Below are 24,916 nucleotides of genomic sequence, written 5' to 3' on the forward strand. Positions count from 1 at the left end.
CCCTGCGTTTCCGCACCCGGCGCGCATTCAGGAGGACTCCCATGCACGGAGCCAGACAGGCAGGCTGGATACTAGTCGTCATTTCGCTGATGATCGGTGTGATTTGGCAGGGCACGGCGGCGGCCAACGCCACGGCGCCGGTGTTCAAATCCCTGGGTCGTCTCAGCGAGGGCCTGGCCGTTCCCACCGATCTCGCCATGGACGGGCAAGGAACCCTCTACGTTGCCGAGCCACGCTCCAAGACCATCGCACGATTCGACAAGTACGGCCGCAGTCTGCCGGCTTTCGGTCCCCTGTCCCTGGCGGCGAGTTGCGTCGCGGTCAATCCGGCGGGCACCATCGTTTACGCGGGGGGCGGCAACGCGGTGCTGCGCATCGACGCCGCCACCGGCACAGAGATCGGCCATGTGGGCAGCGGTCCCGGCGAATTCGGCCAGGCCTACAACCTGACCACCGATGCCGCGGGCTATCTCTACGTCGCCGACGGCCAGGCCATGACCATCAGCGTTTACGCGCCGGGCGGCGGCCTGCATTTCCGCTTCGGCTCGCCGGGCACGGGCGCCGCCCAGTTCGGCAACATCGCCGCCCTGGCCCTCAACGCGAGCGGCGACGAGATCTACGTGGCCGACAACCTCGCCCAGGGCACCACCGTGGTGCCCAAGATCAAGGTGTTCAACAAGTCGGGCGCCCTGGTGCGCAATCTGCCGGCCACCAACGGCTTCGGCAGCACCGCCATGTCGCACTTCGCCGGCATGGCCTTCGATGACAAGGGCCGCGGCTACTTCCTCGATTCCCTGCGCAACGAAATCCGCGTGCTGCGCCTGCCCACCACCTATCTTTCCATGTACAAGCAGGTCGGCTACGGGCCAGGGCAGCTGGTCGCGCCCTCCGCGGCCGTCTACGACGCGGAGAACAAACGGCTCTTCGTGCTCTGCCCCGATGGCCGCATCGAAATCCTCGGCATCGACGGCGGCAGCAATCCGGTGCGGGTCAACAATCCACCCACCGTCCCCACGGCCGTTTCTCCCATCGGCGGCAGCGAGGCGGCCGTCCTGCGTCCGACCCTGAGTTTCAACAATGCCCAGGATCCCGACGGTGACCAACTTACCTACGATGTGCAGGTGCTGCGGGGAGAAAGTCCGGTCGCCGAAATCTCGCGCCTCGGCGAGGGAACCAACGGCACCAGCCTCACCCTGACCCAGGATCTGGAGGAAAATGCCGGGTATCAGTGGCAGGTGCGGGCCTTCGACGGCGAGCTTTCGAGTGCCTGGAGCCCCCTGGAGTCCTTCTATGTGAATACTATCGAGGAAGCCCCCGGCATCCCTCAGCCCCTGAGTCCCCTGGCGGGCGAGATGATGGAAGGCGACGGCCTGCTGTCCTGGACGGAGGTCAGCGATCCCGACCCTTTCGATCAGGTGCACTATTGGCTGGAAGTCGCATCCAAGGAAAGCTTTGACGAGCCGCTGGTCAGCTTCGGACTGGTCGAGACCTCCATCAGGCTGGATCAGTTGCCCGGCTACGAGGCCCTGGAACAGGGCGGGACCTATCTATGGCGGGTGACGGGCGTCGATAACCATGGAACGGCCTCCGCTCCCAGTGAGCCGGGGGCTTTTACGTATGGAGCGACTCTCTTGCAGGTCGACAGCAACCTGCCGGGCGCGCGGGTCTATCTGGGCGGCAATCATGCCTACGTGGGCCGCCTGCTGGGACAGACGCCCCTGGTGCTGCGGGATTTCCCCGCCGGAAGCTACTCCCTGGTCGTGGCGATGGACGGCTTCGAGCCGCGGGTGACGACGCTGGTGGTGGAGGCCGGGCGCACCGCCGCCTATTACGCCGACTTGCTGCCCCAGTATCTGCCCGCCAATTTTGTCCTCAAATCCCTGGATCTGTCCTTGCCCCAGGGCAGCGGCGCGCCCTTCCTGATCGATTTCGACGGCGACGGCCGCCTGGATTTGCTGGCGGGCGATCAGGCCGGGCGACTTCTGCTCCATCGCGGCCTGGCGGCGTCCGGTGAACTGCCGCGCTTCGCGCCGGCCGAGATTCTCGCTCTGCCTCAGGTTCCCGGGGCGGCGCCCTTCGTCGTCGACTGGAACAACGATGATCGCCACGATCTTCTGGTCGGGGGACTGGACGGCAGCGTGCTCCTGTTTCTCAATCAGGGAGAGTTTGGCCAGGCGCGCTTCGGCGCGGGCAGCTATCTGACGACCCCCAACGGTCCGCTCAATGTCGGCGGTCCGGCGGTGCCCTTCGTCGCCGATGTGAACGGCGACGGCACCAAGGATCTGCTGGTCGGCGCCGCCGACGGCCGGGTGCTTTCCTTTGCCAACCAGGGCAGCGACGCCGTGCCCGTGTTGGCCGAGGGGCAGCCGTGGTTTGGGCTGGAAGGGGCACGCAGTCCCTTCCTCCTCGATCTCTCCGGCGACGGCCGCAAGGAACTGCTGGTGGCCCATGAGGGCGAAGTGATCGCCTTTGTACTTACCGTCGACGGCAATTGGCAGCCGAGCGATCTGTCCCTGGCTGCCGCGGACGGCCCGAAAAAGGGCAATGCCTTCGGCCTGGACAAGCAGGAAGAACGCGCCGTCGGCAAAGGCAACAAAAAGGACAAGCAGGTGAAGAAAACCCTGCCCCTCATGCCGGATATCCACCGCTATTTCCCGGCGGACCTGGATGGCCAGGGTGGCAAGGACATCTTGTTCGTCGACGAGAATGGCGGACTGCAACTGCTCCTGGCCCACGGCAAGGCCCTGGCCCCCGCCTTTTGGGCGAGCCTGGCGGCGGGCGTCAATCTCCTGGCCGAGGCGGTGGAGGAAACCGACCGGTCCCAGGTGCGGGATCTCGGCAGTGCCTTGGCGGTTGGCAACCTCTCCCTGGCCCGCGCCCTGGCCGCCGAATTGGTCGATCTGTTGGCCGCGCAGCCCGACCTAGCCTTTGCCCTGGGTGAAATCCACGTGTTGCTGCTGCGGGTGGAATAAAACTTGAATGTTCGGATGCAACAAGAATATTGGTGGCGACTTTTTGACTGCTGGCCGGGAGGTGGCGCCTATCCCCTCCCGAGGAGAATCCTGCTGAGATGATAAGAATTTTCTCTATCCTCCTGGCGTTGCTGCTCTGCGGTGGTTGGGCCGCCTCCGCCGCCATGGGACCGCAGAAGGTCGCCAGGACGGTGCATAACCTCTCGACGAGTTCGGAGTGGATGTACAAGGCCGACAATGAGGACGAGATCTGCATTTTCTGCCATACGCCCCACGGCGGCTCCCTCAACGGTCCCCTGTGGAACCGGGCTCTGCCCGGCGCCATGGAATTCACCCATTACACCACGGCCACCCTCGACAGCGTGGCGGGCGGCGCCAACCGTGCCCTGAGCGATGAGTCCCTGCTGTGCATGAGCTGCCATGACGGCGCCATGGCCGTCAACCATGTGCTCAATCCGAGCAATCGCACCGGCGTTCAGCCGACCATGATGGGGGGGCAGGATGTCGCGATCGTGGCGATTTGGGGCATCGGCGGACGCATTGGGGATGTCGTTGATGAATTAAATTTTCCCCAAGGCGAGACCCGCAATCTCACCGACGATCACCCGATTTCCTTCAGCTTCGACGCGGTGCGCACCGCCTACCAGGGGGCGGGGCGCGGCAATCAGTTGCACAGCGCGGCGGACGCCATTGCCGCCGGGGTGCGCTTCTATAGCGGCGGCAACCGCGTGGAGTGTGGCTCCTGCCACGATCCCCACGTCAATTACGATTCCACCATCCCCATGGGCGATCCGACGGCTGATGAGGATTACCGCCCTTTTCTCATCACCCCCAACATCGGCAGCGCCCTCTGTCTGGCCTGTCACAACAAATAGCCGCCCCGCGGTTGACAGGCATCCGGCGGCTGGGGGATAAAAGACGTATCCTTGACTCCCTGCCGCGAGGTCAATCGTGAATCCCGTCCTTTTATCCCTGCTGCTGTTTCTCCTGTGGATTTCTCCCCTTGCCGCCCAGTCTCCGGAAATGGGGCGCGTCACGGGGCAACTCAAACATGAAGGCGTGGACACCTACCAGGGGGTGGCGTCCCTGTGGGATGTGGCCACCGGTAAGGTGCCCGACCCGCGTCGCTACATCGTCATTCCCAGCGCCACGGCGGTTCTCGAAGCCGACGGTCGCTTCGAGTTGCGCGCGCCGCCCGGGACCTATTATCTCGGCGCCGTGCTGCGTCAAACCCCAGGCCCGCCCGTCGGACCGCCGCGGCCTGGCGATCTGGTGTTCATGAGTCCCGACGCCGCGGGGGGCCACCTGAAAATCGAGGTGCGCGCCGAGGAAACCACCGATGTCGGGGTGCGCACCGGCGGCTGGGAATACGCGGGCTTTTCCGGCGAAACGGAGCTGGCCATCGAAGGCAGGGTTCGCGATCTGGCGGGCGAGCCGGTGGCCGGTCTGCTGGTGTTTGCCTTTGCCGACCCGGGCATGTCCCAGCAGCCGGTGGGCGTCTCCGAGCGTACCGACGCCCAGGGCCGCTACCTGCTGCGCCTGGGCCGCGCGCAGACGGTGTACCTGCGGGCGCGCGAATCCTACGGCGGTGGGCCTCTCTCCGGCGGCGGCTATGTCGGTGTTTATGGCGGCGCCGAGCCGCGGGTGGTGGAGGTGCCGGAAAAAGGCCGGATCTCAGGTATCGACATCGAGGTCCTCAAACTGCCGCCCGCCGGCACCGACGAGCGTCGCCCCATGCGCCCCGAACAGCCGCCGGAGGGCATGGGCAAGGAATAGCAAAGAGTCCGCTGAGGCACCGCTTCACGGATCCATAATGCGGTGCAGGAAAAGAATCAATGCACCCGAGCATGGCCCGCGAGACGCACCGTCAGGATTTTTCCATCTCTTCAAGGGCTTTTTTCAAGAGAGGCAGTTCGTTTTCGATCACCAACCAGATGAGCTTGAGATCAAGGCCGAGATAGTCGTGGACCAGGATATTGCGAAAGCCAGACATTGCCCGCCAGTCGATTTCCGGGCGGCTTTTTTTGCATTCGTCGCTGAGTCGTTGACTCGATTCCGCCAGGGTTTGCAAGTTTCTCACCACCGCGTCCCGCGCCAGTTCCGAGCCGAAAAAACCCTTTCGCCCGTCGGGTAGATATTTTTCAATGCGGGCGATGCACTCGAGCATGTACTCGATGAGCACTGCGTCCCTTTCGTTGTCTTTCATAGGTCCACCGCCTGTTTAAGAACCTTCTCGCGGATGCGGGGATGTAGCGCCGCCGGCGTGACCACGTCGACCCGGCGACCAAGCCGTTCCTGAAGGTCCATCAGCAGCCCGCCCAGGGCGAGAGCCGAACGCCCTTCCTCAAGATCGACAAGCAGGTCGATGTCACTTTGCTGACCCCCTTCGTCCCGGACCAGCGATCCGAAGAGACGTACCCGCACGGCGCCCCGCTCGGCCGCCAGTTTTTTGATTGTTTCCCGGTGCTGTTCGATAAACGGGTCCATGGGCTTCTCCTAAATGCGAGAAATGTCTCAGGGATTTTTTTGAATCGGAGGCCTTGCCCGCACCTGCTTTTCTCCTTCGCTATACACGAATACTAACGAGGCGGATTCGATCCGGCAACTCAATTCCGGCCGGGGGAAAAGGAGGGTTCAGGTACTGGGAGACGGTCAGTGTTCGGGGGGCTGGCCGCATGATCGGTTAAGCTTTTCATACAGCGCGATCTGCTCGGCGATGCTCAGCTTCTTTTTGCATCCCGTGCGCAGGCACAGTCGGCAGCGGTCGTCCGAGCACCACTGGCACATCTTGCAGTCGGGGCAGGGGTGTTTTTTGTCCATGGGGCACCTCTTGCTGCCAGTTTAACGCGCCGGCGGCGCTTCGGCAAAGAGGGCGGGCGCGCGGACGCGGCCGTTGCGGCGCAGATAGAGTAGTTCGAGAAACTCCGCCGAGACGATGAGGAAGATGGCCAAGGCCACGCCCGGCACCGGCAGGGGCACGAGCCGCAGCGCCGCCCAACAGAGTAGCAGGTAGCCGACCTTGTAGAAGGTGCCGCGTCCCAGCAGGCCGGTCTGGTGGCTTTGGGTGAAGACGCCGCGCAGCAGGTTGGCGGCGCCGTGGAACACCGGATAAAGGGCGCAGCAGGCCAGGGGCAGGGCGATGTAGGCGCGCATCTCGGCGTCCAGACCCATGACCGTGCCGAGAATCGGGCCGTTGAGGGGATAGGCGGTGAGGATCAACAGGGCGGCGAGGGTGCCGGATACGCGGCGGTGGAAGCGGACCAGCACCGGATAGTCGGCGACCTGGCGAACCAGGGTCTGGTAGGCCTGCTGCAGGTTGCGCAGGGGGCCGGCGAGGAGAAACAGAAAGCCGCGGATCACGCCGAAGGCCGCCAGGGCCAGGGCGCCGTCGGGCAGGCGGCTGATCATGGCGTTGATCAAGAGCGGAATGGTGTACTGCAGGCTTGAGGAGAGCGCCAGGGGCAGGGAAAAACGAATGATCTCGCCCAGGGAATGCTCGGCCGCGCCTTCATGATGAATGCGGCAGCGACGGGCGAACCAGGCGGCGAACAGGGTTTCCACGGCGATGCAGCCGAGCAGCGCCGCCGCGGCGAGGCGCGCGCCGGACAGCCAGGGCGCGCCCAGGGCCAGGCAGACGAGCAGCGCTCCGATGCGAATGCCCGTGGCGATGGAGACCAGGCTGGTGCGCCGCGCCTGGATCACCAGGCCCTGCAGCAGGCCGCGCGCGCCGGTAAGAAAGGGCAGGGGCACGAGAATGCCCAGCACCACCTTGACTTCCACGGCGACTTTCTCCTCCACCCCCAGAAAACCCCGCAGAATCCAGTCACCCACCGGCGTCCAAGCGAGCAGGGCCAGCAGCACCGCCACATGGATCGCCACCAGCAGCACAAAGATCCAGGTCGCCCGCAAGCTCTGGGGACCGCGCACCATGGCGATGGTGATGGACTGGTTCTGGTAGGAGGGCGCGGCGACGAACATGTGCAGGACCATGGCCACGGAAAAGGCGGCCAGGGCGGTGACCGGATCCTGCTGGCGGGCCAGGGCGGCATTGATGAAGGAATGGGACACGCTCATGAACTGGACGTTGAGCATGAGCGGAAAGAAGAACAGGGAGATGTCGCGTAACCGCAGGGGTTTGTCGATCACGCTCGGGCTCCGGGAAAGAGCCGGAGCAGGTCGGCGACCTGCTCGGCGCGAAAATCCGTCGCCAGGCCGTCGTCGTGGCCCAGGCCCCAGGCGCAGAAACAGATGGCGGTGCCGGCGGCGCGCCCCGCGTGGAGATCGGTGTGATGGTCGCCGATCATCACCGCCTGCTCGGGCGCGGCGCCTATTTGCCGCAGGGCCTCGCGCAGGGGCGCGGGATCGGGTTTTTTGGTCGCGCAGCTGTCGCCGCCGAGGATCACCGCGAAGTGTTCGGCAAGCCCCAGGCCCTGGAGCAGTTCCAGGCTCAGGCGATAGGGCTTGTTGGTGACGACCGCGAGTTTTTCCCGGGGGTGCGCCCGCAGAAATTCAACGATCCCCGGATACGGGCGGGTCTGGTCGAGGAGATGGCGGCGATAGAGGACCAGAAAGCGGTCCAGGTGGGCTTCGGTGAAGGCGCCGGGAGGCAGGGCGCGCGTGACCAGCAGGCGCGCCCCATCGCCCACGTAGTCCCGCACCTGGGCCAGATCCAGGGCGGGTAGGGAAAGTTCGCAGCGCAGCGCGTTGACGGCGGTGCGCAGATCGGCGACGGAATCCACCAGGGTACCGTCGAGATCGAGAAGAAAAGCCTTCGGCGTCATGGAGGGATTCAGAACAGACCTGCCAGCCAGGTGAACAGCCCGGTTTCCCGCATTTTGTAGAACAGCACGATGGCGATGGCCGCCGGCGAAACGAAGCGGATCAGAAAATGCCAGAGGGGATAGACCCAGCCGGAGCCGCCCGCGACCAACTCCTCCTTTTCCTCGCTGCCGCTCCAGAACCAGCCGACATAGATGGAAATCAGCAGGCCGCTGAGGGGCAGCATGTAGTTGGAGGCGAGCAGATCCGCCGAATCGAAGAAGCTGCGCTCGCCGATCAGGGTCCACTCGGCCAGGGAATTGTAGGAAAGGGCGGTGGGCAGGCCGACGACGAAGGCCAGACCGGCGAGAAAGCTGGTGGCGCGCTTGCGTCCCCAGCCGCGCTCATCGATGAGGTAGGCGACCTGCGCCTCCAGCAGGGAGATGGCGCTGGTCAGGGCGGCGAAGGAGAGCAGCAGGAAAAACAAAATGGCGAGCATGTAGCCGCCGGGCAGCTGGGAGAACACCACGGGAATGGTCTTGAAGATTAGCCCCGGCCCGGCTCCGGGTTCCATGCCCACGGAAAAGACGATGGGAAAGATGGCCAGCCCGGCCATCACCGCGATGAGGGTGTCGAGGCCGACGATGCGCAGGCTCGAGCCCAGCAGGTCCTCGTTGCGTTTGAGGTAGGAGCCGTAGGTGATCATGGCCGCCATGCCCAGGGACAGGGTGAAGAAGGCATGGCCCATGGCTTCGAGCACCGCGCCGGGGGTGAGTTTGTGGAAATCGGGACGGAACATGAAGGTGATCCCCTCCCAGGCGCCGGGGCTGAGCATGCCGTTCATGAACAGTAGCACCAGCAAGGCGAAGAGCACCGGCATGAGGATTTTGCTCCAGCGCTCGATGCCTTTTTGCACCCCGCCGATGACGATGCCCAGGCACAGCAGGATGAAGACCAGGTGCCAGAGGATCTGCCGCGCCCCATCGGCGATCAACCCGTCGAACAAGCCTTCGATCTGCCCGGCGGGCAAGCCGGAAAAGCCGCCGCGCAGGGCGCGCAGCACGTAATCAAGCGTCCAGCCGGCGACCACCGAATAGTAGGAGAGAATCAAAAAGGCGGCGCCGACGCTGATCCACCCCGCCGCGGTCCAGGGCGAGCGCTTGCCTTGCAGCTGAATGAAGGCGCCCACCGCATCGCGCCGGGTGTGGCGGCCGATCATGAACTCGGCCATCATGATGGGCAGGCCGATGAGCAGAATGCACACCAGGTAAACCAGGACAAAGGCGCCGCCGCCGTTCTGGCCGACCACGTAGGGGAATTTCCAGATATTGCCGAGGCCGACGGCGCTGCCGGCGGCGGCGAGAATGAAACCCAGGCGGGATGCCCACAGGGAGCGCGGTTCGGTCTGATTCATGGCACAAGCCTCGTGGTGGACGTCGCTCGCGGCACGGGAGCGATCCTTCAGGCGCGTTCGCCGAAAATCGCGGTGCCGATGCGCACCAGGGTCGCTCCTTCCTCGATGGCCACGACAAAATCATGGCTCATACCCATGGAGAGCTCGTCCATGCTCACCCCGGGAATCCTTTGCGCGGCGATGGCGGCGGCCAATTCACGCAGGCGGCGGAAGAAGGGACGCACCTGCTCGGCATCGTCGAAAAACGGCGGCAGGCACATCAGGCCCCGCACCCGCAGATGGGGCAGGGCGGCCAGGGCGCGCACCAGATCGACCGCATCGTCTGGCGCGACGCCGGATTTGCTGTCCTCGTCGCCCAGGTTGACCTGCACCAGCACATCGACGGCCCGACCGAGGCGCGCCCACTGGCGATTGATCTCCTCGGCCAGGGACAAGCGGTCGACGCTGTGAATCATGCCGACGCGGCCGCGCAGGTACTTGACCTTGTTGCTTTGCAGATGGCCGATGAAATGCCAGTCCGCCGCGCCGCGCACGGCGTCGACCTTGTCGATGAATTCCTGCACGTAACTTTCGCCGAACAGGGGCTGGCCGGCGGCGTGGGCTTCATCGATGAGGGCGGCGGGCTTGGTCTTGGACACCGCGACCAGGCGCACCTGCCGCGGATCGCGGTTGGCGCGGCGGCAGGCGGCGGTGATTTCGGCCTGGATCGCGTGCAGATTGGCTGCAATGGTCATGGGCACGGCCGGATCGGAGGAATTCAGGGGGGGATTCAGGACGCGGGAAGGATCGCCCCCTGCGCGAGGAGCGCATCGATCACTTCACTCAGGGGCAGTCCCACCACGCTGGTGTAGCTGCCTTCGATGGCGCGCACCATGTAGGCGCCCAGCCCCTGTATCGCGTAGGAACCGGCCTTGTCGCACGGTTCACCGCTGGCAATGTACCCTGCGATCTCGGCCTCTGTCAACTCTCGGAAAAGCACCCGGGTGAGCACCGCGTCGCTCAGGGTGTGGCCGCTGTGGCGGTCGTGCACGGCAAATCCCGAATGGACTTCGTGCCAGCGCCCGGACAGGGCGCGCAGCATCGCGGCGGCCTCCCCATCGTCGGCGGGTTTGCCGAGCAGCAGTCCGTCCTGCACGACGATGGTGTCGCTGCCGATGAACCAGCGCCCGCCGGATTCGTCGCGGGCGGCGACCTCTAGGGCCTTGGCTTCGCTCAGGCGGATGACGTGGGGGCGCGGCGCCTCGCCGGCCAGGGGCGTTTCTTCAACCAGGCTGGGTTGGATGTTGAAACGCAGGCCGAGGGCCGCGAGCAGATCGCGGCGGCGCGGCGAGGCCGAGGCGAGAACCAGGCCTTCCGCGGCATTACGGAAAAGAGCGGCGTGAGGGGACATCGAGAGCAAACATCCTTTGGGGGCAATTCGGATAGCGAGCTGGGCTTCAGGCCGTGGAAACCTTGCTGAGGCGGTCATGGAGGTCATAGAGGATGGTGCGGTTGCGGCCTTCGCTCTTGGCGCGGTAGAGCGCCATGTCGGCGGCATTGACCAGGGCGCGCGGCGTGTTGCCGTCGGCGGGAAAGGACGCGATGCCCATGCTCGCGGTGAGCTTGCCCAGGGGCAGGTCCTTTTCGCGGGGGAAAATCTCTTTTTCGATGGCGTGGCGAATGCGCTCAGCCACCAGCAGTGATTCCTTCTTGGAGGTCGCGGGCAGCAAGATGCAGAATTCCTCGCCGCCGAAACGGGTAACGATGTCCATTTCCCGCGCCGAGTGACGCAGCAGGCGCGCGGTGCGTTTGAGGGCCTTGTCGCCGCCGAGATGTCCGCACAGATCGTTGTAGTGCTTGAAGTTGTCCAGATCGACCATGATCAGGGTCAGGGACAATTCCTGGCGCAGGCTGCGGCTGATTTCCTCTTCCAGGCGCCGTTCGAGGAAACGCCGATTGTAGAGGCCGGTGAGGGGATCGGTGACGGAGAGCTCCTCCAGGGCGGCGGCGCGCTCCAGGGACTCGGTGCGTTCGATGAGGGCCGAGAAATGCGGCGCGAAGGAGCACAGCATCCGCAAATCCGGCTCGTCGAAGGTGGCCTGGTTCTCCTTGTCGGAGAGATTGAGCACCGCGAAAATCTCGCCCCGCACCTTAAGGGGCACGCTGATGAAGGATTTGGTGCGAAAGCGCGGCCGGTTGGTGCTACGCACCCGCTCATCCTTTTCGATGTCGTTGACCAGCAGGGGATGGCCGCTGCTCACCACCCGCCCGGCGATGCCGCTGCCGACCCGTACCTTCATGCTGCGCGCCAGTTCGGGGTTCATGCCCTTGCTGGCTTCGATGTAGAGGTGCTCGCCGTCCTCGTCGAGGATCATCAGCGAGCCCTTGGAGGCGCGCAGCAATTCCGCCGAAAGATCCAAAATTCGTGCAAACAAGGCCTCGCGCCGATCCAGCAGGGACAGATCGCCGATCATCTCGATGATCTGCGCCGCAATGGCGGCCTCCAGCGCTTGCTCGCGTTCCTTTTCCAGGCGCAGCAGACGCAGCGCGGCCCGGCTGGCGAGCAGTTCGACGAGCAGCAGATCGCGCTGCGCGAGCTCGACGTCGAACAGGGCCAGGGTGCCGAGAAACCGCCCTTCGGCGCTCAAGGGCTGGCAGAACACCCGCTCGCCCTTGACCCCCGGCAGCCGCTTGAGGGCGTCCTCGTCCTCCAGAACATAACGGCGGGCCGCGGCGGGCCGCAGCAGCAACGCCAACTGCTCGTCGTTCAAGGCAGCCGGTTCCGACAACCATTGCCCCAGGCAGCACAGCATGGGGCGCTTGTCGGCGCCCGTCGGCAGGACCACGGCGGCGCGGGACAGGTCGAACAGCACCGCGAGGGCCTCGCCCACCAGGTGCAGCACCTGCTCGGCGGACGCGGCACGATCGAGTTCCGGGACCAGGCCGATGATGGCATTGAGACGCAGCATGGTGCGCTCGAAGGCCAGGGCATAAAGGTTGCCGCTTTGCAGGGCCGGAATGATCGCGGCGGTTTTTTCCGCGATGGCCCGCAGTTCCTCCTCGGTGGACGTCGGCAGGCGTTCCAGTTCCTCGATGAGGCTCAGACCGTTGAGATTTTTTTCCCGGGCCAGCACCTCGATGGAGGGGGTGTTGAGCTGGGAGTCGCGCACGCCGCCGCCCAGCAGACAGCAGGTCTGGGAGCGCGACAACTTGAAGGGCACGATGAAATTGAGCAGGCCGGTTTTACAGCGATACACCATGGGTTCATTGCGGTTGATCGCTTGGGCCAGAATGTTTTCATGGCTGGTGCGGCACAACTCGTCGCACAGCACGGATTGTCCGCTCATGCCGAGGAGGGGTGAGGGGGAGGGAGAACTGCAAAACAGCCCGCGGCTTTCACAATAAAGGGCCAGGGCGTAGGGCGAGAGAAAAGGATGCGCCTGGAGCGCCTCGAGCATCTCGGCTGGATTGAGCGAGGTCAGGTTGTCGAAGGTGTCGGTTCTGCTGGCCATTCGATCAATCCGGTCAGGGGGAGGAAAAAATCTGGGTTGCCCTTATTTTGCAAAAAGCGAACCAGGGAGATGTCGCGGCGCCGATTTTCCCCCTCTGCTCCGATGCCACAGAAGCCGGTCCACACGCGAACACGCATCCATCAGGTCGGCAGACGCAGGACGGCTTTTGGTCAAGGTGACGAGCGCGGGAGCGAAGGAGTCCTTGCCGGGCACGGCAAAACTTCTCCTAGGTAGCATCGAACTAGGCAAAAAACAATATAAATTTGATTGTTTATAATCGATTTATTAGTCGTCGACCCGGTTCGGAACGCCGCTTTTGGAGAGATGTTCGCATCGGTTTGCGCAAAGTACGGCGCGACACCGCGAAAATATTCATGAGAGAAGATTTTTGGTATTGCTGCGAGGATTGAGGGGCGCGTCGCCCTCGGGCCGGCCGGCCTGCCGCACGCAGGGGGGCGCTCTGCGATTTCGCTTGGGGCGGCGAGTCATTTCGCGCAGTTTGGCCGGCTGCGGGACGCGGGGGCGGTGCTGTTCGCGTCCTATCCGGAAGCCGGGGACAGGTCGGCCGGCACGCGCGACCACCAGGCGGTCAAGTCTTCCAGGGCGCGCTCGGCTTGGGCCAGACGCCGCTCGCCACGGCCGCGACGACGGTTTTCCAGGGGCGGAAAGAGGCCGTAATTAATGTTCATGGGCTGGAAATGATCCGGCGCGGCATCGATCAGGTGGCCGATAAGGGCTCCGAGGGCGGTGGTGGCGGGGGGCTGGGGGGCAGGCCGACCCAGCGCCTGCGCCGTGGCGCTCAGGCCGGCGAGAAAGCCGCTGGCGGCCGATTCCACATAGCCTTCCACGCCGGTGATCTGCCCGGCGAAAAAAACGCGGGGATGGTCTTTTAACTGCTGGGTGCGGGTCAGGCAGCGCGGCGCGTTGATGAAGGTGTTGCGATGCATGCTGCCCAGCCGCGCGAAGCGGGCGTTTTCCAGGCCGGGAATGGTGCGCAGGATGCGGCGTTGCTCCGGGTAGGTCAGCTTGGTCTGAAAACCCACCAGGTTGTAGAGGCTGGCGTGGCGGTCGTCCTGGCGCAGTTGCACCACGGCGAAGGGTTCGCGGCCGGTGCGCGGGTCGGGCAGGCCCACCGGCTTCATGGGGCCGAAAGCCAGGGTCAACTCGCCCCGCGCCGCCATTTCCTCGATGGGCATGCAGCCCTCGAAATGGATGATTTTTTCAAAATCGCGCGCCGGCACCTTTTCGGCGCCGCGCAGGGCGGCAACAAAGGCACGGTACTGGTCTTCATCGAGGGGGCAATTGAGGTAGTCGTCGCCGCCCTTGCCGTAGCGCGAGGCGCGCCAGGCTTGGCTGTAATCGATGGAATCGGCCTCGACGATGGGGGCGATGGCATCGTAGAAATACAGATGTTCGGCGCCGGTCAATTCGGCGATGCGGCGGGAAAGATCCGGCGCGGCCAGCGGACCGGCGGCGATGATCAGCAGGCCCTCCTCGGGCAGGTCGCGCACTTCCTCGCGAACCAGGCTGATGCGAGGGTGCTTCTCGATGCGCTCCGTGATATAGGCGGAAAACTCCTCGCGGTCCACGGCGAGGGCGCCGCCGGCGGGTACCGCCGTGGCGTCGGCGGCCTCCATGAACAGGGAGCCGCAGCGTCGCAGCTCCTCCTTGAGCAGGCCCACGGCGTTGCTCAGCGCCGCGCCGCGCAGGCTGTTGGAGCACACCAGTTCCGCCAGGCCCGCGCTCTGGTGGGCGGGCGAGAAGCGCAGCGGCTTCATTTCATAGAGCCGCACCGCCAGGCCGCGAAGGGCGCACTGCCAGGCCGCCTCGCTGCCGGCCAGGCCGCCGCCGATGATGCTGATGGCGGGAGTCATCTCAGGCTTTTTTGCTTTTCTTGGGGGCGGCAGGGGCCTTGGGCGGCGGAGCGCTCAGGGTCTCCTTCCAGTCGCAGCCCTCCTTGGGGCACTTGCGCACCGTCCCCTCGCGCTTGGTGGTTTTCTCCACCGTCAGGGGAAAGTGGCATTTGGGGCAGGGTTGGGCGAGGGGCTGATCCCAGAGGGCGTACTTGCATTTGGGGTAGCGGTTGCAGGAAAAGAAAATCTTGCCGTAGCGGCTTTTTTTCTCTTGCAGTTCGCCCTCGCCGCACTCGGGGCAGGTGATGCCCAGCGCCTTGGGCTTGACCAGGGGCTGGATATTCTTGCACTCCGGATAGGCCGAGCAGGCGAGAAACTTGCCGTAGCGCCCGTCCTTGATGAGCATGGCGGCGCCGCATTTGTCGCAGGTCTGGTCGGAATAGACCGGCTCCTCTTTTTCCTCGCCGGCCAGCGCCTCGGTGAAGCGGCATTCGGGAAAACCCGAGCAGGCGAGGAACTTGCCGGCCCGGCCGAGCTTGACCACCAGGTTCTTGCCGCATTCGGGACAGCTGCGGTCGGTCTTCTCCGTGGTGATATCGGCCTTGGAGACTTCCTTCTCCTTCTGCTTGAGCAGTTGGATGAAAGGTTCCCAGAAGGCGCGGATGGACGGGCGCCATTTCTTCTCGCCGCGGGAGATGGCGTCGAGTTCCTCCTCCATCTGCGCGGTAAAGGCATAGTCGACGTACTGGGGAAAATGCTGGGTAAGCAGGTCGCTGACCACCAGGCCCACATCCTCGGGAAAGAAGGTGCGTTTCTCCAGTCGCACGTACTTGCGGGTGACCAGGGTGTTCATGATGCTGGCGTAGGTCGAGGGGCGACCGATGCCGTATTCCTCAAGGGTCTTGACCAGGCTCGCCTCGGTGTAGCGCGGCGGCGGCTGGGTGAAATGCTGCTCGGGTAAAATCTCCCGGCGCGCCAGTTTTTCTCCCTCGGCGAGGGGCGGCAGGGTGCCCTCGCTTTCCTCGGCTTCCTCGTCGGTACCTTCGATGTAGAGCTTCATGAAGCCGGCGAAGCGGATCACCTGTCCCGTGGCGCGAAAGACAAAGCGTTGGCCCGCCGCGATGTCGACGCTGGTGGCATCAAGGATCGCCGCGGCCATCTGCGAGGCGAGGGTGCGCATCCAGATCAGCCGATACAGGCGGTACTGGTCCGAGCTGAGGAAAGGCTTGACCTTGTCGGGGGTGTTGGCGAGGTTGGTGGGGCGGATCGCCTCGTGGGCTTCCTGGGCGTTTTTCGCCCGGTTGCGGAACACACGCGGCGCGGCCAAGGCGTAATCCTTGCCGTAGAGACTGGTGATCAGGGTGCGGGCTTGATCCGTCGCTTCCTGGGAAAGGGCCACGGAGTCGGTTCGCATGTAGGTGATCAAACCCACCGCGCCTTCGCCGATGTCGACCCCCTCGTAGAGCTTTTGCGCGGTGCTCATGGTCTTGCGCGCCGAGTAGCCGAGCTTGCGGCTGGCCTCCTGCTGCAGGGTGCTGGTGGTGAAGGGCGGCGCGGGATTGCGCTTCTTTTCGCTCCGGGTGATCTCGGCGACGGCGAAATCGCAGCGCGCGATCTCCTCGCCGAGGCGCCGGGCCTGATCTTCCGTGGCGATGTCGAATTTGTCGAGGCGCTTGCCGTCGAGGGCGAAGAGGCGAGCTTTGAAGGCGCTCTCGGCGGCGCTGCTCAGCAGGGCGTCGATGGTCCAGTATTCGCGGGCGAAGAAGGCCTGGATTTCCTTTTCCCGCTCGCAGATCAGGCGCAAGGCCACCGATTGCACCCGGCCGGCGGAGAGACCGTAGCGGATTTTTTTCCACAGAAAGGGCGAGAGGTTAAAGCCGACCAGATAGTCGAGCACGGCGCGCGCCTGCTGGGCATCGACCAGTTCCGCCGAAACCCGGCGCGGCTGCTCCATGGCCTTTTTCACCGCGCCCTGGGTGATTTCGTGAAACACCACCCGCGCGACCTTGGGTTTCGTACTATTTTCGGGAATCTCCAGCGCTTCCAGCAGGTGCCAGGCGATGGCTTCGCCCTCGCGGTCGGGGTCGGTGGCGAGGATCAGGGTCTGGCTTTTCTCGACTTCCTTTTTCAGGGCGTCGATGTGGCGGCGGCTTTCCGGCAGAACGCGATACTGCGGTTCGAAATCTCGCGCCACATCCACCGAGCCCTGCTTGCTGGGCAGGGCTCGCACATGGCCGTAGGAGGCCAGCACCTTGTGGCCCGGCCCCAGGAATTTTTCGATGGTTTTGGCTTTGGCGGGAGACTCGACAATGACCAGATGTTTTGCCATGGGATCCTCAGGAGCCGGAGGGTCGGGGCACCGCCCGGAACCGAAACGAAAAAGGCTGCAAGGATCGCCTGCAGCCCGCGGGTATCAATGATAAAGCGCCGACCAGTCGTCGTCCAGGATGCAGTCGACTTCCTTGCGCCATTGATGCTGGGCGCGGGAATACAGGGACAGGATGGCGATATGCTTGATCTCGTCGAGGCCGACTTCCTCCTCGGCCTCGTGCATGGCGCGCTCGATGATCTCTTCTTCCATGGGGTTGTCGAGAATGCCCAGGGTGCGCAGGCGGACCAAAAACCCGCGGGCCTCGCGGGACAGGACGAGGTTCTCACGCGTGGTAAATATGCGCTGACTCGCGACTCCCAGGCAGGGCAGGCTGGGCTCGGCGACGTCCAGGGTCTGGTTTTCCATCCAGGAAAAGGCCGCGTCGATCTCGTCGATGCCGTAGCCGATGTCGAGCAGTTCCTGGACGACTTGATCCTCATGGTGCAGCAGATCGTTCTGTTCCATGATGAACTGGGTGATGATGCTGACGATGGCCAGAACCCTGTCTCTCAAAAAGCCTCCTGTCGCAAGGACTGTCGACAATTCAGCGGGCATCCAGGCGCTGGTAATGCATGCCGGGCAACTGCCGGATGCACCCCTGGAGTTCCAAGTGCAGTAAAATAGCGGAAACCTCAGGGGGAGTCAACCCACTTTTCCGGACGATTTCATCGATATGCAGGGCAGTTGCGCCCAGGGGCCCGAGTACCCGCAAGGCCTCGGCGGACAGATCCAGGGGCGCGCGCGACGCGGGGGGCGCGGGGGGCGCGGGCGTCCGGGGGCGATCCGCCCAGAGCAGTTCGAGAATGTCGCGGGCCTCGGTGACCAGGTGGGCGCCCTCCTTGAGCAGGCTGTTGGAGCCGCTGCATTGGGGGCCGTAGGGCGCGCCGGGCAGGGCGAAGACCTCGCGGCCCTGCTCCAGGGCGAAATCGGCGGTGATCAGCGACCCGCTGCCCGCGGCCGCCTCGGCGACCAGCACGCCGCGCGCCAGGCCGCTCACGATGCGATTGCGCCCGGGAAAGTTGCCGGCGAGGGGCGGCGTGCCGGGAGCGTATTCGGAAATCAGGGTGCCGTCCCGGGCGATCTGCTCGAAGAGGCGCGCGTTTTCCGGCGGATAGGCACGGTCGATGCCGCAGCCGAGCACCGCGACGGTGGCGCCGCCGGCATCGAGGGCGCCGAGGTGGGCGGCGGTGTCGATGCCGCGCGCCAACCCGGAGATGATGCAGATGCCGGCGGCGGCCAGGTCGCGGCAAATTTCGCGCACCAGGCGCCGGCCCTCCTCGCCGGCGCGGCGCGAACCCACCACCGCCAGGCCGGCGGGCGGCGGCCACTGGCCGCGCACGTAGAGCAGCGCCGGCGGATCGGGAATGGCGGCGAGAAGGGGCGGGAAATCCGCGTCCCAGAAACGCGCCAGGCGCACCCCCTGGGCGGCCAGGCGCCGGGCGGTCTGCAAGAGGCGCGGCTCCGCGGGATCGGGAATCTGTGTCGCGATTCGGGCGGGCAGGCCGGCGCGGGCCAGGCGCCCCGGCGCGGTGTCGGCAAGGATCGCCTCGACGGAGCCGAAGGTTTCATAAAGGCGGCGCAGGGATTTGCGCCCCAGGCCCGGCGTGAGGCTCAGGCGCAGCCAGCCGAGGTCGCGGGATGAAAGTGGCTCGGAATGCATGCTCATGACAAAGGAAAGGGGCGGGCTCGACGCCCACCCCTGGTGTGTTTCCGCGAGGCCCTGTTTACTTGCCCCACTTGCGCTGGATGCGGCCCACCGCCTCCACCACGTTCTCGCGATTGCCGAAGGCCGAGAGGCGGAAGTAGCCTTCGCCGCTCGGGCCGAAGCCGCTGCCCGGGGTGCCCACCACATGGCACTCGCTCAGCAATTTGTCGAAGAAATCCCAGCTGCTCAGGCCGCCCGGCGTCTTGAGCCAGATGTAGGGGGCGTTGACCCCGCCGTAGCAGGTGATGCCCGCCGCCTTGAGGCCCTCGCGGATGATGCGCGCGTTTTCCATGTAGTAGTCGATGACGTCCTGGTTCTGCTTCCAGCCCTCCTCGGAGTAGACCGCCTGGGCGGCTTTCTGCACCGGGTAGGAGACGCCGTTGAACTTGGTCGACTGGCGGCGGTTCCACAGCTTGTTGAGGGCGACCTTCTCGCCCGCGGCGGTGGTGGCCATGACCTCCTCGGGCACCACCGTCAGGGCGCAGCGCACCCCGGTGAAGCCGGCGGTCTTGGAGAAGGAGCGGAACTCGATGGCGCACTTTTTCGCCCCTTCGATCTCGTAGATGGAGTGGGGGATGCCGGGCTCGGTGATGAAGGCTTCGTAGGCGGCGTCGAAGAAGATCACCGCGTCATGGGCGTTGGCGTAATCCACCCACTTCTTGAGTTCGGCCTTGCTCGCCACGGTGCCCGTGGGATTGTTGGGGAAGCACAGATAGATGATGTCGACCTTGTCCTTGGGCAACTCCGGAGTGAAGTTGTTGGCCTCGGTGCAGGGCAGGTAGACGATGCCCTCGTAGTAGCCTTTCTCGTCGGCGTCGCCGGTGCGCCCGACCATGACGTTGGTGTCGTTGTACACCGGGTAGACCGGGTCGCCGATGGCCACCTTGTTGGACAGGTCGAAGATGTCGAGGATATTGGCGCAGTCGCACTTGGAGCCGTCGGAGATGAACATCTCCGAGGTTTTCAGATCGACCCCGAGGGGCCGGTAGGACTTGTCGATAATGGTGTCGATGAGCCAGTCGTAGCCCTGCTCGGGGCCGTAGCCCATGAAGGTTTCGGTGCGGGTCAGATCGTCGATGGCTTGGTGGAAGGCCTCGATCACCGCCGGGACCAAGGGTCGGGTGACATCGCCGATGCCCAGGCGGATCACCTTGGCGTCGGGGTTGGCCTGGGTGAAAGCCTTGACGCGCCGGCCGATCTCGGGAAACAGGTAGCCGGCCTTGAGCTTGAGATAGTTGTCGTTGAGACGTGCCAATGTAACCTCCATATGCTGAAGATAAATAGGGACGCGGAACGCGGGGCGCGGAACGAGGAGGGTCGTTTTTCGCGTCCCTCGCTTCGCGTCCCGCGTTCTCGGTTTTAAGTTATTTCAGGCCCAGAACATCCTGCATGTCGTAGAGCCCGGGCTGTTTGTCGCCCAGCCACAATGCGGCGCGCACGGCGCCGCGGGCGAACATGTCGCGGCTCATGGCGCGGTGAGTGATCTCGATGCGCTCGCCCATGCCGATGAAATAGACGGTGTGCTCGCCGACGATGTCGCCGCCGCGCACCGTCTGCATGCCGATTTCCTCAGGCGTGCGCTCGCCGGTCATGCCCTCGCGGTGAAACACGGCGCTCTTGTGATAGTCGCGGCCCAGGGCCTCGGCGACCACCTCGCCCATGCGCACGGCGGTACCGCTCGGCGCATCCTTTTTCTTGTTGTGGTGCAACTCCACGATCTCCACGTCGAAACCCTCGCCGAGTATTTTCGCCGTTTCCTTGAGGATCTTGAAGCAGGCATTGACGCCCACGCTCATGTTGGGGGCCAGCACCACGGGAATGTCCTTGGCCAGGCGCGCCACCCATTCGCGCTGCTCGGGCGTGAAACCGGTGGAACCGATCACCATCCTGCGCCCCAGGCGCGAGCAGACCTCGAGATTCTTCAGGGTGACCTCGGGGAAGGTGAAGTCGATGAGGACATCGGCCGCGGCCAGGACCTGCTCCAAATTGTCGCTGATGGGTACGCCCAGCGGCCCGCAGCCGGCCACCAGGCCCGCGTCCTGGCCGATCATGGCGTGGCCCGGGCGCTCGGCGGCGCCGGCCAGCTCCAGGCCCTCGGCTTCCTTGACGGCGGTGATGATGCGCCCACCCATGCGCCCGGCGGCGCCGGTCACGGCGATTTTAATCATGGAGAATCCTTTTGGGAAAGTGTTGATCGTCGGGGCGCGGCGACGTGCGCCCGCCCCCTGGTAGGGGCGACCCGGTGGGTCGCCCGGGCGAGGCACCGCCTCGCCCCTACGGTCAGATCAATGTGTATTTTTTCAGCACGCTCTGGAGCTTGTCCAGATGGGCGCCGCCCAGTTCACACAGGGGCAGGCGCAGGTGTGGTTCGATCTTGCCCATGAGCCCCAGGGAGGTTTTCACTGGAATGGGGTTGGCGTCGATGAACATGGCGTTGTGCAGGTCGAGCAGTTCCAGGTGTAGGCGCCGCGCCTCGTCCCAGTTGCCGGCGAAGAAGGCATCGACCATGGCCTTGACTTCCCGGGGGATGATGTTGGCCGACACCGAGATCACGCCCTTGGCGCCGCAGGCCATCATGGGGAAGGTGAGGAAATCGTCGCCGGAGATGACGTCGATCTTGTCGCCGGCCTTGGCGAGAATCTCGCTCACCTGGATGAGATTGCCCGAGGCTTCCTTGATGGCAACGACGTTGGGAATCTCGGCAAGCCGCGCCGTGGTGTCGGCGGTCATGTTGACGCCGGTGCGCCCGGGCACGTTGTAGAGCACCTGGGGCAGGGCCACGGCCTCGGCGATGGCCTTGTAGTGGCGGTAGATGCCCTCCTGGGAGGGCTTGTTGTAGTAGGGGCAGACCAGCAGCAGGCCGTCGGCGCCCATGGCCTTGGCGTCCTTGGAGAGGTCGATGGCCTCGGCCGTGGAATTGGCGCCGGTACCGGCGATCACCGGCACGCGCTTGTTGACCTGCTCGATGCACACCTTGATGACGTAATCGTGCTCGTCGAAGTCCAGCGTCGCCGATTCGCCGGTGGTGCCGCAGGGGATGATGGCGTCGGTGCCGCCGGCGATCTGGAACTCGATCAGTTGACGGTAGGCTTCTTCATCGAAGCTGCCATCGGCCTTGAAAGGCGTGACGATGGCGACCATGGAACCCTTGAACATGTGTCCTCCTCCCGGATGAACTCCGAATCCCCAAAGACAATCAGTGATGAGCGATCGGTAAAATCTAGCGTCCTAGAGCCAGGACGGAACCGACTCGCCGCGCAGCAGATCCTCGACCTTCTCGCGCTCGCGGATCACGGCGAACTTGTCGCCATTGACCAGCACTTCGGCGACGCGCGGGCGGGTGTTGTAATTGCTGCTCATGGTGAAGCCGTAGGCGCCTGCCGACATGAAGGCCATCAGATCGCCCTGCTTGAACATGGGCACGTTGCGTTCCTTGACCAGGAAGTCCCCCGTCTCGCAGATGGGACCGACGATGTCGGCCACCACCAGGCCGTCCTGGTCCTTGACCACCGGCTGCACGCCGTGGAAGCTGCCGTAGAGGGCGGGGCGCGCCAGGTCGTTCATGCCGGCGTCGATGATGATGAAGGTCTTCTCGTCACGCTCCTTGGTGTAGAGGCACTTGGCCACCAGGATGCCGGCGTTGCCCACCAGGTTGCGGCCCGGCTCGAAAATCAGGTGCAGCCCCAGATCCTTGGTCTCGGCTTGGATGGCGCTGCCGTAGTCGGTCGGCAGGGGCGGCTCCTCCGCGTCGTACTGGATGCCCAAACCGCCGCCGATGTCGAGGTATTTGAGGTTGATGTCGAGGGCCTTGAGCTCGCCGATCAAGCGCTTGAGCTTCTTGATGGAATCGACGAAGGGCTCGACCTTGGTCAGCTGGCTGCCGATATGGCAGTCGATGCCGAGGATGTCGAGGTTTTTCATGGCGCGGGCGCGTTTGTACTCCTCGATGGCGCGCTCGATGGTGATGCCGAATTTGGCCTTTTTCAGGCCGGTGGTGATGTAGGGATGGGTCTGGGGATCGACGTCGGGGTTGACGCGCAGGGCGATGCCCGCCCTCTTGCCCATCCGTCCGGCGATCTGGTCGAGGCGGTCGATTTCCTGCTCGGACTCGACATTGAACATGAGGATGCCGGTGTTGAGGGCATATTCGATCTCATCGTCGCGCTTGCCTACCCCCGAGTAGACCACCTTGCGCGGGTCGACGCCGGCCTTCAGGGCGCGATGGAGTTCGCCGCCGGAAACGATGTCGACGCCGCCGCCCATGCGGATGAAGGTCTTGAGGATCGCCAGGTTGGAGTTGGCCTTGACCGAGTAGCAAATGGTGTGGGGTGCGCCGGCGAAGGCCTCGTCGAAGGCCTTGAAGTGGCGCTCCAGGGTGGCCTGGGAATACACATAAACCGGGCTGCCCACCTGGGCGACGATGTCGCGCAGGGCGACGTTCTCGGCGAAGAGCTCATTGCCTTGGTACTGGAAGAAATGCATGGGGCGTCGATCCTCCTGACGTGGATGAAAACGAAGAGCGTAGGGCCTGAATAAGCCAGAATCTTTAACATACCCGGAGGGATAAGTCAAAAAGAGCGTTGTGGGCTTGGTGGGTGTCGGAAAGTTGATAATCAGGGGATCTTATCCGCGCTTGCCGATTAGAGGTCATCCAGATAATCGGCGACCGTCTGTACGCAGATGCCGTGCGTCAGGGCGGGTTGGTTCATGTAGCGGCCAAAGTGTCGGGTGTCGCCCGTGAGCAAATGGCCGGCACCTGAGATCATGGCGGCTTCGAAGATAGGCCGGTCCTTGGTCGGCAGTTCGATGGGGCAGGCGAAGCCGTCGCCTCCCGGCACGGTTTCGACACTTTCCAGCAACTCAGCCAGGATAGCGCAGCGCTCAGGATATTTGCGCTCCAGGTTGCGCCGGGCCTCCTCGACGGCCAGGGCGCTGGTGACCACCTGCCAATGGCCGGCGGCGGCCAGCGCGATGATCAGGGCCGCCTTGCCGGAGGGGTTGTGGGCTGCGGTAAACAGCACGTTGGCATCCAGGAACAAGCGTTTCACGCCTTGGCCTTGAGCTTGTTCAGGATGGCTTCCTTCGCGGCCGGTGAAAGCTGGTCCTGTCGTTCCCAGTGGGCGATGTCGGCGTCGGAATAGATCTCGACTTCCAGAACCGCGGCTGGCCGCAAGACCACCTCGCCGTCGCGGTCCTCGGCAATCACGACACCTCCGGGCTTGATCCCCAGTTTTTTTCGCATGCCGGCGGGAAGGGTAATTTGGCCGCGGCCGGACACAATGATGTTTTCGCGCATGCTTGCACCTCCGTGAACATTGAGATTCAGCTTAACGGAAAAGCGGAAATGCGTCAAATGCGCAAGGCCGGGGGCTGGTTCATCGGGGGAAGCCTTGCCGTTGGAGAAGGGATCGAAAAAGCGGGCTCTCAGCGCCCCGCGAGGGGCGTTACACGGACTTCCGTCGAACGTGAGGATTGAACTGGGCGCCCGTCCTGCTCGAGGAGCAGGCGCAGGGCATAGCGGTATTCCCGGCCGTTCTCGACGGCGAAATCCTCGTAGTCCGTTGCCGGCAGCGGCTCGGCGGTGAGGGGCGCGGGGGGGAAAGGGGCTTCGCCGGTGCGGCGGTAGAGCTGATAGCCGAGCAGGCGCGTGCCGTGCGGCGCGACGGCCGGTTCCCAGCGCAGGCGCACCAGGCGATCGTGGCCGCTGGCCGACGGGGGGGCGGGGGCGGGCGGCGGCGCAACCACAAGCAACTGGGCGCGTGCGGGGGCGCCGGGGCGGCCTTTGCGGTTGACGGGCAGGAGACGGTAGAGATAGCCGCTGTCCTGGGCGGCGCGGGTGTCGAACCAGAACAGTCGCTCGCCCTGGCGGCTGGCCGCGGGCAGGTAGTCGAGGTCGAGTTCGGCGACTAGCGCCGCGCTTTCCTCGCGGCATTCGGGGCAGGCGTCGCCCGGCGCGAAGTCGAGGCGAAAGATGCGAAAGCCGACCAGGTCCTCCAGGGGCGAGCCGTCCTGGTTGGCGCGAGGCAGTTCCCAGGACAGCAGGACATTCTCGCCCGCCTGCACGGCGCTGAAAGCCGGTGGCGCGGCGGGACTGAGCTCCGAGAGCGGACGCACCGGCCCCTTCTTGCCGCAGGCGCTCAGGGTCAAAAGCACCAGAGCGCCGAATGCCAGGCGCGAAAACATGGCGCGGCGCGCGCGGCCGAGGGCGGGCATCCTAGGGCCGGTCCTGACGCTGGGCGCGGGCGCGCTTGATTTCGCGCGCCACCGCCTCGCGAGCGGTGCCGCCGGTGGCGCGACGGGCGTTGACCGAGGCCTCCAGGGTGACGAACTGGTAGATGTCTTGCGCGATGAG

At 64.7% G+C, this 24,916-nt stretch carries 22 protein-coding genes; 3 read left to right on the forward strand and 19 right to left on the reverse strand.

What is annotated here, in order from left to right; translation table 11 throughout:
• The first annotated feature begins 41 nt into the window (after positions 1–41).
• The 3 genes from QAT43_RS04990 to QAT43_RS05000 all read left to right on the forward strand — a co-directional run bounded on the left by QAT43_RS04990 (position 42) and on the right by QAT43_RS05000 (position 4,748).
• The gene (locus QAT43_RS04990) at positions 42–2,972 is read left to right on the forward strand and encodes an FG-GAP-like repeat-containing protein (RefSeq protein ID WP_305041945.1); all 2,931 of its coding nucleotides are present in this window, start codon (positions 42–44) and stop codon (positions 2,970–2,972) included.
• Positions 2,973–3,070: 98 nt separating this feature from the next.
• Entirely contained in the window at positions 3,071–3,847 is a 777-nt protein-coding gene (locus tag QAT43_RS04995; protein ID WP_305041946.1) for a hypothetical protein, read from the forward strand.
• A gap of 76 nt (positions 3,848–3,923) precedes the next feature.
• On the forward strand, positions 3,924–4,748 hold the full coding sequence (locus QAT43_RS05000; protein WP_305041947.1) for a carboxypeptidase-like regulatory domain-containing protein: 825 nt from the start codon (positions 3,924–3,926) through the stop codon (positions 4,746–4,748).
• Positions 4,749–4,839: 91 nt separating this feature from the next.
• Here the strand turns inward: QAT43_RS05000 and QAT43_RS05005 are convergent, their stop codons facing one another.
• From QAT43_RS05005 to QAT43_RS05095, 19 genes are all read right to left on the reverse strand, one after another.
• On the reverse strand, positions 4,840–5,178 hold the full coding sequence (locus QAT43_RS05005) for a HepT-like ribonuclease domain-containing protein (protein WP_305041948.1): 339 nt from the start codon (positions 5,176–5,178) through the stop codon (positions 4,840–4,842).
• Positions 5,175–5,459, reverse strand: a complete 285-nt coding sequence (locus tag QAT43_RS05010; RefSeq protein WP_305041949.1) for a nucleotidyltransferase family protein — start codon at positions 5,457–5,459, stop codon at positions 5,175–5,177. Before QAT43_RS05010 ends, QAT43_RS05005 begins: the two co-directional genes overlap by 4 nt.
• 354 nt (positions 5,460–5,813) lie before the next feature.
• Positions 5,814–7,118: a hypothetical protein gene (locus QAT43_RS05015; protein ID WP_305041950.1), complete on the reverse strand. Its 1,305-nt coding sequence runs from the start codon at positions 7,116–7,118 to the stop codon at positions 5,814–5,816.
• Positions 7,115–7,753 carry an HAD family hydrolase gene (locus QAT43_RS05020; protein WP_305041951.1) on the reverse strand — a complete coding sequence of 213 codons (639 nt, stop codon included), beginning with the start codon at positions 7,751–7,753 and terminating at the stop codon, positions 7,115–7,117. Before QAT43_RS05020 ends, QAT43_RS05015 begins: the two co-directional genes overlap by 4 nt.
• An 8-nt stretch (positions 7,754–7,761) precedes the next feature.
• Positions 7,762–9,144: a sodium-dependent transporter gene (locus QAT43_RS05025; protein ID WP_305041952.1), complete on the reverse strand. Its 1,383-nt coding sequence runs from the start codon at positions 9,142–9,144 to the stop codon at positions 7,762–7,764.
• 47 nt (positions 9,145–9,191) lie between these two features.
• Positions 9,192–9,878, reverse strand: coding sequence for a YggS family pyridoxal phosphate-dependent enzyme (locus tag QAT43_RS05030; RefSeq protein WP_305041953.1), 687 nt, complete (start codon positions 9,876–9,878; stop codon positions 9,192–9,194).
• Between the two features lie 35 nt (positions 9,879–9,913).
• Positions 9,914–10,534, reverse strand: a complete 621-nt coding sequence (locus QAT43_RS05035; RefSeq protein WP_305041954.1) for a Maf family protein — start codon at positions 10,532–10,534, stop codon at positions 9,914–9,916.
• Between the two features lie 46 nt (positions 10,535–10,580).
• Positions 10,581–12,635, reverse strand: a complete 2,055-nt coding sequence (locus QAT43_RS05040; RefSeq protein WP_305041955.1) for a diguanylate cyclase — start codon at positions 12,633–12,635, stop codon at positions 10,581–10,583.
• A 539-nt stretch (positions 12,636–13,174) separates the two neighbouring features.
• Entirely contained in the window at positions 13,175–14,509 is a 1,335-nt protein-coding gene (gene trmFO / locus QAT43_RS05045; RefSeq protein ID WP_305041956.1) for a methylenetetrahydrofolate--tRNA-(uracil(54)-C(5))-methyltransferase (FADH(2)-oxidizing) TrmFO, read from the reverse strand.
• A 1-nt stretch (position 14,510) separates the two neighbouring features.
• Positions 14,511–16,817: a type I DNA topoisomerase gene (topA, locus tag QAT43_RS05050; protein ID WP_305041957.1), complete on the reverse strand. Its 2,307-nt coding sequence runs from the start codon at positions 16,815–16,817 to the stop codon at positions 14,511–14,513.
• 84 nt (positions 16,818–16,901) lie between these two features.
• Entirely contained in the window at positions 16,902–17,372 is a 471-nt protein-coding gene (locus QAT43_RS05055; RefSeq protein ID WP_305041958.1) for a DUF494 family protein, read from the reverse strand.
• 31 nt (positions 17,373–17,403) lie between these two features.
• A complete protein-coding gene (gene dprA / locus QAT43_RS05060) occupies positions 17,404–18,519 on the reverse strand; it encodes a DNA-processing protein DprA (RefSeq protein ID WP_305041959.1) in 1,116 nt (371 codons plus the stop codon).
• Positions 18,520–18,583: 64 nt separating this feature from the next.
• On the reverse strand, positions 18,584–19,819 hold the full coding sequence (locus tag QAT43_RS05065; protein ID WP_305041960.1) for an LL-diaminopimelate aminotransferase: 1,236 nt from the start codon (positions 19,817–19,819) through the stop codon (positions 18,584–18,586).
• A gap of 109 nt (positions 19,820–19,928) precedes the next feature.
• Positions 19,929–20,732, reverse strand: coding sequence for a 4-hydroxy-tetrahydrodipicolinate reductase (dapB, locus tag QAT43_RS05070; RefSeq protein WP_305041961.1), 804 nt, complete (start codon positions 20,730–20,732; stop codon positions 19,929–19,931).
• 112 nt (positions 20,733–20,844) lie between these two features.
• Positions 20,845–21,720, reverse strand: a complete 876-nt coding sequence (gene dapA / locus QAT43_RS05075; RefSeq protein WP_305041962.1) for a 4-hydroxy-tetrahydrodipicolinate synthase — start codon at positions 21,718–21,720, stop codon at positions 20,845–20,847.
• Positions 21,721–21,792: 72 nt separating this feature from the next.
• Entirely contained in the window at positions 21,793–23,046 is a 1,254-nt protein-coding gene (gene lysA / locus QAT43_RS05080; RefSeq protein WP_305041963.1) for a diaminopimelate decarboxylase, read from the reverse strand.
• Between the two features lie 158 nt (positions 23,047–23,204).
• Complete coding sequence (locus QAT43_RS05085) at positions 23,205–23,612, reverse strand: PIN domain-containing protein (protein ID WP_305041964.1); 408 nt, start codon at positions 23,610–23,612, stop codon at positions 23,205–23,207.
• On the reverse strand, positions 23,609–23,860 hold the full coding sequence (locus QAT43_RS05090; RefSeq protein ID WP_305041965.1) for an AbrB/MazE/SpoVT family DNA-binding domain-containing protein: 252 nt from the start codon (positions 23,858–23,860) through the stop codon (positions 23,609–23,611). The genes QAT43_RS05085 and QAT43_RS05090 overlap by 4 nt, the downstream gene beginning before the upstream one ends.
• A gap of 128 nt (positions 23,861–23,988) precedes the next feature.
• Positions 23,989–24,777, reverse strand: coding sequence for a hypothetical protein (locus QAT43_RS05095; protein WP_305041966.1), 789 nt, complete (start codon positions 24,775–24,777; stop codon positions 23,989–23,991).
• Between the last annotated feature and the right edge of the window lie 139 nt (positions 24,778–24,916).

It is taken from the genome of Geoalkalibacter sp. (assembly GCF_030604225.1).
GTDB lineage: Bacteria > Desulfobacterota > Desulfuromonadia > Desulfuromonadales > Geoalkalibacteraceae > Geoalkalibacter.